The sequence below is a fragment of the Bacillus sp. AG4(2022) genome (genome assembly GCF_031844465.1).
GTDB classification, from domain to species: domain Bacteria; phylum Bacillota; class Bacilli; order Bacillales; family Cytobacillaceae; genus Bacillus_AB; species Bacillus_AB infantis.
Genome location: NZ_JAUZVH010000001.1, coordinates 259,583 through 273,170, shown reverse-complemented (window position 1 = coordinate 273,170; position 13,588 = coordinate 259,583). Strand labels below are relative to the sequence as shown.

Sequence of the window (13,588 nt, the reverse complement as noted above, 5' to 3'; positions counted from 1 at the left end):
AAGATGATCATTGATATTTCAAGGAAGCTTCACAAGGGGATGCCTGTCTGGCCGGGAGACACAGCGTTTGCCTATGAAGTCAGCTGGCCAAAGGAAGAGAGCGGCTCTGTGAATGTCGGGAAGCTGACCATGAGCATACACACAGGTACTCATGTAGATTCCCCTTTCCATTTTGACTCAGAAGGGAATCGGATGACCGATATACCGCTTGAAGTATATATAGGAAAAGCGTTAGTTGCCGATCTTGCAGGCGCAGCCAGCATTGGGAAAAAAGAGCTTGAAGGAATTGATCTTCACGGCGCTGAGAGGCTTCTATTAAGGACGGAGTCATGGAAGGATGCCTCTGTATTTCCGGAAGAAATCACTTTTTTAAATCCTGATATTGCACCATTTTTGGCTGAAAAAGGCGTCAAGCTTATTGGCATGGATGTGCCTTCTGTTGATAGGCTGGACAGTAAGGAGCTTCCCGCCCATCATGAGCTCCAGCGATGCGAAATCCATATACTCGAGGGGCTGGATTTAAGTGAAGCAGAGCCGGGGGTCTACGAATTGATCGCACTTCCCCTTCCGATTGAATATGCCGATGGAAGCCCGGTGCGCGCAGTCCTCAGAAAATATCCTGATTGAAATGGGAGTGATACAGTGAAAGAGGAAAGCAAACAGCTATCTGACTATGAAAAATACATCCGCACACAAGAACTGCTCAGCCTTCAGAAGGAAGAAGAAGAGCTCTGCTGCGAGGATGAGCTTACTTTTCAGACAGTCCACCAGATTGCGGAGCTGCACTTCAAACTGATCCTTCAATATTTGGACCGGTCATGCAAGAGCATGCAAAAAGGAGATGCCGAAGGGGCAAGTCTTATGCTTGACCGGATCAATGAGCATTTGCGCCAGCTTCCGCCTGTTTTCGATCTCGTAAAAGCCATCACACCTGCCGATTATCATACGATCAGGCTGTTCCTAGGAAGGGGCAGCGGCCAGGACTCGCCGGGATTTAATGCTATTTTAAAAGAAGGACCTAAGCTTTGGGAACCGTTCGAAAGGCTGTTAAAGAAGGAAAACAGGACTCTGCTCCAGCTTTTAGAAACACCTGACGGCAATCGGACGCTTTATCGGCTTCTGAAGACTATGCTTACATTTGACGAGTATTTCCAGACTTTCCGCCATTCCCACATCCAGCTGGTCAAAAGGATGATCGGCCTGCGGACGAAAAGCCTGAAGGGCATTCCAGCCCAGGCCCTGGAGCGCGGTGCCAGGCATGAATTTTATCCGCTTGCCTGGGATGCTGTCTGCGAGCTGACTGATCTTACAGGATCCAGCTATGATCCTAAGCCTTTATAGATAGTGAAAATAGGGCTCCTGCTGTTTTGCAGGAGCCCTGGCATTAGTTTTTATTGAAAAAGTGAACTGAATAGAGCAGATTCAAAAATACAAAAAAACAAGACCGGCTAAAAACAGCGGTCTTGTTTAATATATGTATTAGTGTTACAATGAAGAGCGGTCTAAAAAAGCCATTTGAAAATATATATTATTATCTAATTAAATAGTAACACAGAAACACAAGTGGTGTCAACTAAAAACGGCCGTAATTTTTTCCGGGGAGTGTTTTTTTTATGAGCAAACCAGGCGATAGCAAAGAAATGGAACAGCATCGGGTTAAAGAGATCATCGGGATTGCGGACAGCAAGATGCACAAGCTTTTGGGTAAAGGGTCTGCAGCAGGCTCAGATGTGCTTGAACTCAAAAAAACATTCTGGGAAGATGTTACAGTTAATCTGGATGAGCCGGATGATGTGATTGAGACATTTACGAGCATCAAGCAGCAGGCTGAACTTTTATCTGAAAGGGAAAGGACCAAAAGCCAGCTTGACCGGCAGCTGAGTACATTGGCAAAAATCAAGAATTCTCCTTATTTCGGAAGGATTGATTTCCATGAGGAAGGAGAAAAAGAGGAAGATGTGATCTATCTCGGAATATCCTCTCTTATGGATGAAGAGGATGAAAATTTTCTCGTCTATGATTGGCGGGCTCCGATTTCAAGCATGTATTATGATTATGTTCCCGGTCCTGCCCATTATAATACCCCGGAAGGAACTATTGAAGGAGAAATGCTGCTGAAGCGGCAGTTCATCATCAAAGGCGGAAAGATTGAGGGAATGTTTGATACAGGGCTGACGATTGGGGACCAGCTTCTTCAGGAAGTTCTCGGCAATAAGGCGAGCACCCAGATGAAGTCGATTGTAGCGACCATTCAGAAAGAACAGAATGAAATTATCCGCAATGAAAACAGCAAGGTGCTGATTGTCCAGGGAGTCGCCGGAAGCGGGAAAACATCGGCTGCGCTCCAGCGTGTGGCCTATCTGCTTTACAGGCACAGAGGCACCCTTCAGGCGGACAATATTATGCTGTTTTCTCCCAATTCTCTTTTTAACAGCTATGTTTCCACCGTCCTTCCTGAACTTGGCGAGGAAAATATGTCACAGGCAACCTATCAGGAGTATATAACGCGAAGCCTGGGCAGGGAGCTTGGTGTAGAAGATCCTTTTGATCAGCTGGAATCTATCCTTTCAGAAGAAGAGTCTCCTGAAAAAGAGATGAGGAAGAAGGCAATCAGGTTCAAGTCTGATACCGGATTTGTTGAAATGATTAATGCATATGCCGGGAAGCTCTCGGAGGAAGGGCTGCAATTTGAAGACCTGCGCTTCCGCGGCGAGACTCTTTTTTCCCATGAAGAGATCAGCCAGTATTTTTACTTACTGGATAAATCCATCTCCATCCCAAACCGGATGCAGCTGACTAAGGACTGGCTGCTGCAGGAGCTCCGGAAAATCCAAAAAGCAGAGCGAAAAAAAGAATGGGTGGAAGAGGAAATTCAGCTTCTCGATAAAATGGATTATCTGGAAGCCTTTAAAAAAGCACAGCAGAAGCAAAATAAAAACGGTGAGAACTTTGATGAATTTGAACAAGAGCAGAAGTTCCTTGAGAACATGGTGGTCAATAAAAGATTCAAAGGACTGAAAAGCAGGGTGAAGAACCTAAAATTTCTTGATGTATTCGCAACCTATGAGCAGCTTTTCCGCATAGATCACCTAATGGATGAATCTCTTTTACCGGAAAACTGGGATGCTGTCTGCGCGATTACCACAGCAAATTTGAATAGGGAAAGAATTCCATACGAAGATGCCACGCCATACTTATATCTGCAGCATCTCCTGGAAGGGAGGAAGCAGGATACAGGCATCAGGCATGTGTTCATTGATGAAGCACAGGATTATTCTCCTTTCCAGTTTGCTTATATCAAAGAGCTGTTTCCCTACAGCAGGCTCACTCTTTTGGGTGATGTGAACCAGGCGGTGTATACTCATTCCATCGGTGCTACGACGCTGTACCATGGCCATGAGGAAGAAGCGAAGACCATCGTGCTGACAAAAAGCTACCGCTCTTCAAGGCCAATTGTAGAATTTACAAGATCTTTTATCAGCGGCGGGGATCTTGTTGAGCCATTCAATCGGGAAGGAAGGCTTCCTGCTGTAATATTTGAAGAAGACAGGGAAGCTCTTCATGCTAAGATTGCTGAAACAGTGAATAGGCAGCTGAAAGAGGCTCATAAATCAATCAGCATTATCTGCAGAACGGCAAAAGAGAGCAAGGAAGCGTTTGAAGGCTTGAAGGAACTGCTGCCGGATGTGCGGCTGATCGAAAAGGGAACCCTCTCCTATGAAAAAGGCGCCACCATCATTCCGGCTTATTTGGCAAAAGGCATCGAGTTTGACACAGTCATTATTTATGATGCGTCTGCCTATGATCATGAAAGTGACCGGACCATTTTTTATACTGCCTGCACAAGGGCCATGCATGAGCTTGATATTCTATATACAGGCAGGAAAAATGATTTTATCCTTGAAGTGGACCCAAAACTGTATACGACTAAGTAACTTCTTAATGGCATTGAGCGCAAACTCAATGCCTTTTTCCATGTTTTGCTCAGTAAAAAGAGGTTTTGGACGTTTCCATTAGGGAAAAATGCGAAAGAGATGCCGGAAGGAGAGTGAAGATACATAATGGCTGATTCAAAAGTGGCAGGCGTATTTTCTACTGCCGATGAAATCATCCGGAAAGCAGCGGATGCTTCATCCGCAGAAAGCTATATAGTGGTGTGCAGGGATAGTGAAGAGGGTGACAAGCTGAAAGAGAAAACAGGATTGCAGGTTGAAATGGTTAAACATTCACCTTCAAATGATGGTCCGGTCTTCCGGAATCTTGCTACAGCGTTTGAACAGGATGGAGAAGATCCAGCTCTTTCCAGTGTTCTTGGGAGGCTTTCAGACCTTGGCCTGTCAGACCTGGATGCCCGGGAAGTCCTGGGGTATGCAGAAGATGGTCTGCTTGTACTCTTAAGAACAAACTGATCTATCGCGGTTTGAAACCTTCCTTCCGGTGAAGGTAAATAATATAGTATATTCGAGGAGATGTTTGAAATGGAAAATTTTAAAATTGTTTACACATTTGAAAAAGGCCTGGAGGTCACTGAGGAAATTGAGGCTGAAAGCCGTTCAGAGGTTATCGGGAGGATCAAAGATCTCGAAGGCTTCATTGAATTTACCGATAAAGAGGAAAATTATCACCGTTTCAGCTTTGATGATGTAAAATTGGTTTCGATCAAGAAATAAAGAAAAGGCGCTGAGAAGCGCCTTTTCCTATGGTCTCAGAATTGTTCTTCCGCAAGATCCTGCCAGTAATGGCAGAGTGTCTGCAATCCTTTGTCAAAGTTTTCAAGGTGAAAATGCTCATTGGGAGCATGGAAGTTTTCATCCGGCAGTCCAAAGCCCATCAGGACGACCGGCAGCTCCAGGAGCTGGTCGAAAACGGAAACAATCGGAATGGAACCTCCTCCGCGGGTGAACGCCGCCGGCACACCATATACTTTTTCATAAGCTTTTCCGGCAGTCTGGATGGCCGGGTGGTCGAACGGAGTAACATAAGGAGCCCCTTTGTCGAATAAAGTGACGCTCAGTTCAACTCCAGGGGGCGTCTGCTTTTTGATATGCTCCTCAAGCAGTCGGGCAATTTCATCCGGGTCCTGGTTCGGGACAAGCCGGCACGTAATTTTGGCTGATGCCCGGGAAGGAATGACCGTTTTGATTCCTTCACCCTGGAAGCCTCCTCCGATGCCGTTCACTTCTAAAGTCGGTCTGACCCAAAGCCTCTCAACAGTTGAATACCCCGATTCCCCAAACAGCTCCTTTACTCCGGCCTGTGATCTAAAGCTGTCATCCTCTAAGCCAAGTGCTTCATAAGCCTCTTTTTCCTGCTCAGTCAATGTTTCCACCTGATCATAAAAGCCGTCGACCAGTATTTTTCCGTCAAAATCATGGAAGGAAGACACAATCCTGGCTAAAGCATGTATCGGATTTTGCACCGCTCCTCCATATAATCCGGAATGCAGATCGGCATTTGCTCCTTTCAAGTCAATCTGAAGCCCGCAGAGCCCCCTTAGTCCATAGCAAATGGAGGGCCTGCCTTTTTCCATCATGCTGGTATCCGAAATCACTGCTGCATCGGCAGAAAGGAGCTCTCTATGCTCCTCTGCGAATTTGGGCAGATTCGGACTCCCGATTTCCTCTTCACCTTCTATGCAGAACTTAAAATTGACAGGTGCATTTCCAGTCACTTTCAACAGTGCTTCAAAAGCTTTTATATGCATGAACACCTGTCCTTTATCATCGCTCGCTCCCCTGGCAAAGATTTTTTCGTCCCTGATTTCGGGATCGAAAGGCGCACTTTGCCAAAGCTCGAGCGGATCGGCTGGCTGAACATCATAATGGCCATAAATCAGGACGGTCGGCTTGCTTTCATCTCTTATGTAGTCTCCATATACAACCGGATGGCCTGATGTAGCAAAAATTTCAACATTTTCTGCGCCTGCTTTTTCAAGCGCCTTCGCAGTCCATTCAGCTGCTATTCTGACATCTTCCTTATGATCAGGCAGGGCACTGATGCTTGGAATGGATAAAAACTCCTTCAGCTCCTGCAAGTGGGTGTCGCGTTCTTTTTTCAAATAATCGAATACATCGTTTAGCATAGCTGCAGCCTCCTATTTCTCTGCACAGACTGGGTCTGCTTTCGCAGCCGGCAGAGCTTTCGCAAATAAATACTTTATATTCTTCAAAGCTGCTGAGAAAACCTCCCTTTTGCAAAAATTCTGCTGGATTTTTTAAAATTAGTTTCAAAAAAGATTCTTTTGGTGTAATATTACACTAAAAGAATATAGTGGCAATTTAATCCATAGAGGGAGGCTATATCCTTGAGTTCTATTACCAAAGAGCATGAAAAGCAAATTTTCCAAAAAGAACTGTATAAACTGAAAAAGAAGGAATTAATCGGCCCGGACGATTACGATAGGGTACTTGGAGCCCATTTTGCCTACTATCAGTCACACGAATTGGCTGAAGTGGAATCGAATAAGGCGGAGGTTCCGGAAAAAGTAGACAAGGTGATCAAAACACCTTTGCCTGCATCTGTACCCGAAAAGGCTTTTGCTGAACCGAAAACCCGGAGCCCCGAGGAAATGCGGGAACGGAATATATCGATGACGCTGAATCTCGGTGTCGTGCTGCTCCTGGTTGGAGGTCTTTTTGTTGCAACAAGCAATTGGGATGAAATGAGCGACTGGATGAAGAGCGGTTCCATTGCACTTGTTTCATTATTGTTCTTCGGGATATCCCTGGCAGCCGGGAAGCTTCTCGGAATACATAAGACTGCTTTCGCCTTCAATGTGCTGGGGAGCCTCTTCCTGCCCATCTTTCTGCTGTCTGTAAGCTGGTTCGGTCTAATGGGCCCGTATTTATCTTTTTATGGTAAAGGAAATTATTTTTATGCTGCTGCAGGAGCAATGATCCTGGCTCCGTTTTATGGTTTCCTTGCCCGGCAAATGGGTTCAAGGCTTTTCGTCTGGTTTGCTTTCTCAGCATTAACATCGGCTGCAGGCTTTTTGCTGCTTGCACTGGGGGCGAGGCAGGATACCTTTTATTTAGGCATGATGATTTATAATGCGGGACTGATTGCCCTGTTCCTGAAGGGGCGGAAAAAGAGTTCTTCTCTCCTGTTTTTTGGGGAACTGGCTTATATAATCCAGGCGAGCCTGATTTTGTCGACTGTTTTGATGCTTGCTTTTTATCAGAATACTTTTAGTATTGGCGTCAATATGCTTCTTGCAGCTGTCCTTTTTATGGCGAGTGTGTATGTTTCCGGCAAAAAGGAATACCACTTCGCGTTTACACTGCTTGTTGTGATGGGGGTTTACCAGCTGACGGAAAATTCACTGCTGGAGCTTTTCAGCCCGGCAGTTTATGCGGCTGCCGGTGCAGGATTTATGTTCCTGCCAAAACTGCTCAGGGAAGGGGAGAGCTGGGAGAAGATATTCAATTGGACGAGTGCAGCTGTGTCTCTTTTGGTCTTTCTACTAATCAGTGCAGAGGCAGTGCTGGCAGGATTGAATGATCCGTCCCTCGCCATGCTCCTCGCTTACCTGATTCTTTCAGGTCAGTTCTTGTTTTTGGCTGGAGGGAAAAATGGCTTATTCGCTTATTTAAGCCCTGTTTTCTTATTCGCAGCAGCATGGGAGCTTCTGTTATGGGCTGATGCGTTTTTCTCATTCAATAATTTTCTATTGCCTGTATTCCTGTCCGGTGCTGCTATATATGTCATATTCGGCATCCTTAAAACACGGGTATGCTTTCGTGTTATCAGGCAAAGTTCACGTGATATCGGACTGGCTGTAATGGGCATCTGCATGCTGCTGTCAGCAAGCTTTGCCTATTGGGGCAAGCTTGGCGTTATGCTGATGCTGCTCAGCCTTCTTTTATGGATGTCCCGGACTGCTGAAAAAAGGCAGGAATTCAAAGAAGCTTTGTCATGGGCAGTTCCTTTGTCATTTGCACTTGCCTTCTTCTCCTGGGGGGAATGGCTGCGGACCAGCTGGCCATTTTACAGAGAGACACTCGGATTTGCGATGAATGGTATCCTGGCTGCGGCCAGCTTGGCGGCAGGCAGGATGCTAAATAGGAAAATTGAGCCGGCAATGAGAAGATATATGTTTTTTATTTCCCAGACCCTTTATTCCACAGCCGTTTTATCTGCGATCTTCCTCCCGCTGAATGAGTGGACTAGGGCTGCTGTATTGGTTTGCGGTATAGGGATTTACTACAGACTTCATAAAGCTGTGAAAAATAGGCAATCCTCATACCTGATGCCGGCAATCGTATTTGCAGCTTATTTTGCTCTTTTAACTGCCATCAGCAGGGCTGTTTTCTTGCCTGAAATAGTCCGCTGGACAGAGATTGTCATGCCGGGTATTATCCTTGCCGGAATTTCCGGCTTTTTAAAGAATAAAGAACAAATGCTTTGCCGTTCCTTTGCCTGGTCAGCCCATACTTATCTTCCCTTTGCTTTGGCTTTGACCTGGCTGATTCATACTGAGCATGCTTTTATCAGCTTGGCTGCTGCAGGTGCTGTGTATTGGATCAGTTCCCGGCAATCCCATCGTGAGTGGCAAAAGAAAGCCTTTTTGTACAGTGCTTGTTTTTCACTGTTTTTGTTCCTCTATTCGCTTGACCTTTTGATTTTTGAGGGAAGCAGCAGGCAGTATGTTTTTATGCTCTCAAGCTTTGTGATCTATGGACTATCACGCCTTATGAAGGGGGACGAACAAAAGAGGCTGCCTTATTATCTTGTTCCCTTTTCTTTGATCGGACTTGCATCCTCGATGCTGGTGTATCCTTTTGGATTGACTGATTTCTCCTTCACTGTTATGTACGGGGCTGCTGTCTTATATTATCTCCACAGCAGGAATTGGGAGTTCCTGAATGGCGTTCCGCTGGTGCTCATCTGGCTTGCATCATTGATGTATATGACAGCATCTGAAATGGAACCTGTACTCTGGCTGCTTGTTATGGGCGGAATGGGAGCAGCTTTGATCGTTTTCGGCCATTTTCTTTACAAACAGCTTTATGAAACAGCGGAACGGGGATATAGGTTTGACAGCTATACACCGGCCGGCCTGCTTTTTTTCGCAGGAATGTATCCAGCGGAAGGCGGCATTTTGACGGAAGTGCTGCCAGGCCTTCTTATCTCGCTGGCATTATGGTCTCAAGGGAGGCGGATGCCGCAAGGATGGGAGTGGATCCCGCCTGCTGCTGGTGCTGTGTTTTTGCTTCAGCCATACTTTGCCCTTATAAATTATATGCAGATCCCTCAAGTATTCATCAGGGAGGTATATGTTCTTCCTTTCACTGCAGAAATCATTCTAATAAGACTCATCCTGAAGGGGCGTTTTGGAGACTTTATCAGCAAGGTTCAATGGGCAGTACTTGCTGTGTCAGCGATTCTTCTAGTGGAGGACGCTCTTGCAGGCTCAACCATTCAGGATGCATTGATCATTGGGGTGTTATCACTGCTGTCCATCTTTGGCGGACTGATCTGGAAGATAAAATCCTATTTCTTTACAGGTTTTGCCGTTCTTTTGCTTAATGTTTTGATGCAGATCAGGCCATTTTGGGGCAATATGCCTTGGTGGGCTTACCTGCTGATCGCCGGAAGCCTTTTGATTGCAGCTGCAAGCTATTATGAATGGAATAAGCAGAAAACTGCTAAAGGGGAGACTGGCATACTGGCACGTTTCCGAAAAAGGATCATTCAGGGTCTCAAAAATTGGAAATAAAAAAAGGGAGGGTCTATTGCCCTTTCCTTTTTTTATTGGATCGGGTTTTTAGGGAAGCGTTCATTTAACACTATTTAACACTCATGAGATTGCACTGTACATCCCAAAATATAGGTAGAACAAAACAGAAGGGAGAGATGGAATCTTGCTTACTAAAGACGAAATAGCAGCGTTCCGTTCCCAGCTATTGCATGAAAAAAAAGATCTCGAAGAAAGATTTCAGTCTAATGATAATTTCGACCTGACAAGGGACCATCCGCATGAATCAGTCGGGGAGCTGTCCAGCTATGATAACCATCCTGGTGACGAAGGAACTGAGCTCTACGAACGTGAGAAAGACCTCGCGCTGAACGAGCACTATAAGCTTGAACTGAACAATATCCTGAAAGCGCTGCAGGCAATCGACAAGGGAACCTATGGGATTTGTGAAGTATGCCATAAAGAAATTCCAAAGGAACGCCTTGAAGCTCTCCCGAATACAACATACTGCAAGGAGCACAGCCCTGACCAGGTTACTTCACATGAAAGGCCGATTGAAGAAGGGGTGCTGATGCCACCTTTCGGCAAATTCGACATGGATGAACAGGATGAAAATGTATCATTTGATGCCGAGGATGCGTGGCAGGAAGTCGAAAGCTGGGGCAACTCCGAGACGCCATCCGACTTTATTGTTCCGCATGACCATTATAATGATACCAATATCGAAGCAGAAGAAAATATCGGCTATGTCGAGGATTATGAAAACTTCATTGGTACAGATATTGAAGGCAAGAACATTACAGTATACCCAAATGCACAGCATGAAAGGTATGAAGAGGCGCTTGATGAAGAAGGCATCATGACAACCTTCGGCGACCTTCCTGCCTATGAACATGATCCATATGTCGAAGACAACGAAAGCTGACTCTTAGGAGTTGGCTTTTTTACTTTTTGAAAGGGCTGCATTGTATTTTCAGCTTGCGGAGGATTCATTAAAAGCATGCGATTCTAACTCAGCCCAAGTTCTTTTGCGTTTCTTAGTGGCTCAACAGATACACCCCAACTACTGAAAATGATGGTTAATGATTTGGCATGCTATTTTTTCAAGGATATAATAGAACTAATCATAATGGATGAAAAGGGAATTTTTCAGGAAAATGAAGGAAATTTAGAGTGAGGGGACTGGAACCCTCTATACAGTAAAAACCAAAACTAGAGGGTCTTAGAGGAGCGGACTAGAACCCTCTAAACCTGAAAAAACCAAACTAGAGGGTCTTAGAGGAGCGGACTAGAACCCTCTAAACCGGAAAAAGCCAACCAGAGGGTCTTAGACAAGCAAACTAGAACCCTCTAAACCTGAAAAAACCAAACTAGAGGGTCTTAGAGGAGCGGACTAGAACCCTTTAAACCGGAAAAAGCCAACCAGAGGGTCTTAGACAAGCAAACTAGAACCCTCTATACAGAAAAAACCAAACTAGAGGGTCTTAGACAAACGGACTAGAACCCTCTAAATCGGAAAAACCAAACTAGAGGGTCTTAGACAAACGGATTAGAACCTTCTAAACCGGAAAAACCAAACTAGAGGGTCTTAGACAAACGGACTAGAACCTTCTAAACCCGGAAATAGCCAACCAGAGGGTCTTAGAAAAGCGACCTGAAACCCTCTAAACCGGAAAAACCAAATCAGAGGGTCTCAGTTGAGCAATCTGAAACCCTCATATTAAAAAACAGAAAGCTTCCATCCATGCAGGCAGCTTTTTAAGATAGGTATTCAAACAAAATATATATACAAAAACGATTAGTCAATTTTTAAATAAAAGGTAAGGTACTTACAGACCAGTTCTGCGATGTTTAAATGAAGTATACAAAGCCGGGAGAATAAAACTATATGAGCAAATTAAGTGATATCGATTTTTCGCATTTTGAAAAGCAATCTATTGTCAATGTCATTATTGGCTCAAATTCTCTGCTTGAAGTGGAGTTCACAGCAGGAGGGCTTGTCGCTGAATGTCCTTGGAGGCTTCAGTGCGAAAATAAAATTATGGCTGGAAGCAGCGATTCACGCGACGTTCCTGCAAATGTACAGCTCAAAGAGTCACTCATTGGCTGCCAGGTGAGTGAAGTGAAATTTATGGAAGAAATTAAGGTGCTGCGCATTACTTTCTCCGGCTCGATTGTTCTGGATTTATTTCATGACAGCTGCCATTTTGAGGGATGGGAATTATACAGCGAGGATGGGTTTACATTTATTTCACTGCCTGAAGGAGACTTTTCTCTCCAGGAATTATGCACACCACAGGGCCAATGCAGGGAATAGTAGGTTTAATAAACAAGCCGGCAGGAGATAAAATTCTCCTGCCGGTTTTTTATCATTCTTTATAGGAGCATCGAACGAAAGAAGACTCTCCCATTCAGCAATTTATATCGAATTGAATTTTCTGAAAAATAAATTGACAACGTTTTTTATTCGGGTTATCTTAATGGTATAACAGTTGATTAACGAAACGAATTTTTAACGTTATATGGATAAATGGGAATAGGGGGTGTCCTTTGATTCTTCATAGCATTGAAAATGCGAGCAGAGAAAGTATTGATATGGTCCAGTTGGAAGGGCTTAAGAGTACAGCTGCAAAAGTTTTTCGCGAAGTGCCATTTTACAGGCAAAGATTTTCTGAAGCTAACCTATTACCCCAGGACATTCAGACACTTGAAGATCTGCAAAAACTGCCATTTACAGAGAAAGCCGATCTAAGGAGCGAGTATCCGTTTGGCCTTTTTGCTGTTCCCTTGGATAAAGTGGTCCGCCTGCATGCATCTTCTGGCACGAGCGGGAAGCCAACAGTGGTCGGATATACAAAGAAGGATATTGATATTTGGACAGAGCTTGTCGCCCGTGCCATAGCGCTTGGCGGCGGACAGCCCGGCGAACGCCTTCATAATGCTTATGGCTACGGGCTTTTTACCGGGGGCCTCGGCTTGCATTATGGCAGCGAACATCTAGGCATGGCCACTGTACCTGTCTCAGGCGGCAACACAGAACGGCAGATTATGCTCATTCAGGATTTCAAACCTTCAGTTATATGCGGAACTCCTTCTTATATTCTGAATCTTGCAGAGAAGATGGAGGAAATGGGGATAGATCCTGGAGAAACATCGCTGAAATACGGGATATTCGGTGCAGAGCCCTGGTCGGAAGAAATGCGGGAGGTCCTGGAGAGGAAGCTTGCTATCAAAGCCTGCGACATTTACGGCTTAAGCGAGGTCATGGGTCCTGGCATCAGCATGGAATGCCATGAAGCTCAGGATGGGCTGCATATAGCGGAAGACCATTTTATTGCGGAGGTCATTGACCCGGAAACTTTGAAAGCGCTTCCTTTGGGGTATGAGGGTGAACTCGTCTTTACGAGCATTTCGAAGGAGGCTTTTCCTGTCATCCGCTACCGGACTGGCGACATTGCCAGCCTGTCAAAGGAACCGTGCAGATGCGGCAGGACAACTGCGAGGATGTCGAGGGTAAAAGGCAGGATCGACGATATGCTTAATATCAACGGCGTCAATGTTTTTCCTTCCCAGATTGAAAGCTGTCTGGTTGGCCAGGAAGATATCTCTCCTCACTATCAGATTGCACTCCATTCCCGCAAGGCGCTGAAATCACTTGTCCTTCACATTGAATTGGAGGAAGGATGTTTTTCAAAAATTGGCGGTGATTTAGGCTCCGATTATGCGATAGGAGTTCAAAAGAGACTTAAAGACCATTTAAAATCGCAATGCTATATTTCCATTTCCGTTGAACTTCATCCGCCGAAAAGCATTCCCCGGTCTGAGGGAAAAGCCGTGAGAATTATTGATCATTCGAATGCCCCTAAAGCGATAAGCGGGATTTGAAAGAAG

The 13,588-nt window shown here is 45.2% G+C and carries 10 protein-coding genes; 9 read left to right on the top strand and 1 reads right to left on the bottom strand.

Annotation, left to right across the window (positions count from 1 at the left end; all coding sequences use genetic code 11):
• Positions 1-3 precede the first annotated feature (3 nt).
• The 5 genes from kynB (at position 4) to Q9R36_RS01340 (ending at position 4,670) form a co-directional block, all read left to right on the top strand.
• Positions 4-627, top strand: a complete 624-nt coding sequence (kynB, locus tag Q9R36_RS01360) for an arylformamidase (protein WP_148949566.1) — start codon at positions 4-6, stop codon at positions 625-627.
• Between the two features lie 15 nt (positions 628-642).
• Positions 643-1,341, top strand: coding sequence for a tryptophan 2,3-dioxygenase family protein (locus Q9R36_RS01355; protein ID WP_148949565.1), 699 nt, complete (start codon positions 643-645; stop codon positions 1,339-1,341).
• Between the two features lie 272 nt (positions 1,342-1,613).
• Positions 1,614-3,935, top strand: coding sequence for an RNA polymerase recycling motor HelD (helD, locus tag Q9R36_RS01350; RefSeq protein WP_311224418.1), 2,322 nt, complete (start codon positions 1,614-1,616; stop codon positions 3,933-3,935).
• 126 nt (positions 3,936-4,061) lie between these two features.
• A complete protein-coding gene (locus Q9R36_RS01345; RefSeq protein WP_311224417.1) occupies positions 4,062-4,409 on the top strand; it encodes a hypothetical protein in 348 nt (115 codons plus the stop codon).
• Between the two features lie 69 nt (positions 4,410-4,478).
• Positions 4,479-4,670: a hypothetical protein gene (locus Q9R36_RS01340; RefSeq protein WP_224896804.1), complete on the top strand. Its 192-nt coding sequence runs from the start codon at positions 4,479-4,481 to the stop codon at positions 4,668-4,670.
• 35 nt (positions 4,671-4,705) lie between these two features.
• On the opposite strand, the gene Q9R36_RS01335 is transcribed toward Q9R36_RS01340, so the two are convergent.
• Positions 4,706-6,082, bottom strand: coding sequence for a dipeptidase (locus Q9R36_RS01335; RefSeq protein ID WP_311224416.1), 1,377 nt, complete (start codon positions 6,080-6,082; stop codon positions 4,706-4,708).
• A 222-nt stretch (positions 6,083-6,304) separates the two neighbouring features.
• Between Q9R36_RS01335 and Q9R36_RS01330 the strand changes: the two genes are divergently transcribed.
• The 4 genes from Q9R36_RS01330 (at position 6,305) to Q9R36_RS01315 (ending at position 13,582) form a co-directional block, all read left to right on the top strand.
• The gene (locus tag Q9R36_RS01330) at positions 6,305-9,718 is read left to right on the top strand and encodes a hypothetical protein (protein ID WP_311224415.1); all 3,414 of its coding nucleotides are present in this window, start codon (positions 6,305-6,307) and stop codon (positions 9,716-9,718) included.
• A 145-nt stretch (positions 9,719-9,863) separates the two neighbouring features.
• Positions 9,864-10,622, top strand: a complete 759-nt coding sequence (locus Q9R36_RS01325; protein WP_129612279.1) for a TraR/DksA C4-type zinc finger protein — start codon at positions 9,864-9,866, stop codon at positions 10,620-10,622.
• A gap of 963 nt (positions 10,623-11,585) precedes the next feature.
• Complete coding sequence (locus Q9R36_RS01320) at positions 11,586-12,014, top strand: hypothetical protein (protein WP_311224414.1); 429 nt, start codon at positions 11,586-11,588, stop codon at positions 12,012-12,014.
• 233 nt (positions 12,015-12,247) lie between these two features.
• Positions 12,248-13,582 carry a phenylacetate--CoA ligase family protein gene (locus Q9R36_RS01315; RefSeq protein WP_311224413.1) on the top strand — a complete coding sequence of 445 codons (1,335 nt, stop codon included), beginning with the start codon at positions 12,248-12,250 and terminating at the stop codon, positions 13,580-13,582.
• The last annotated feature ends 6 nt before the right edge of the window (positions 13,583-13,588 follow it).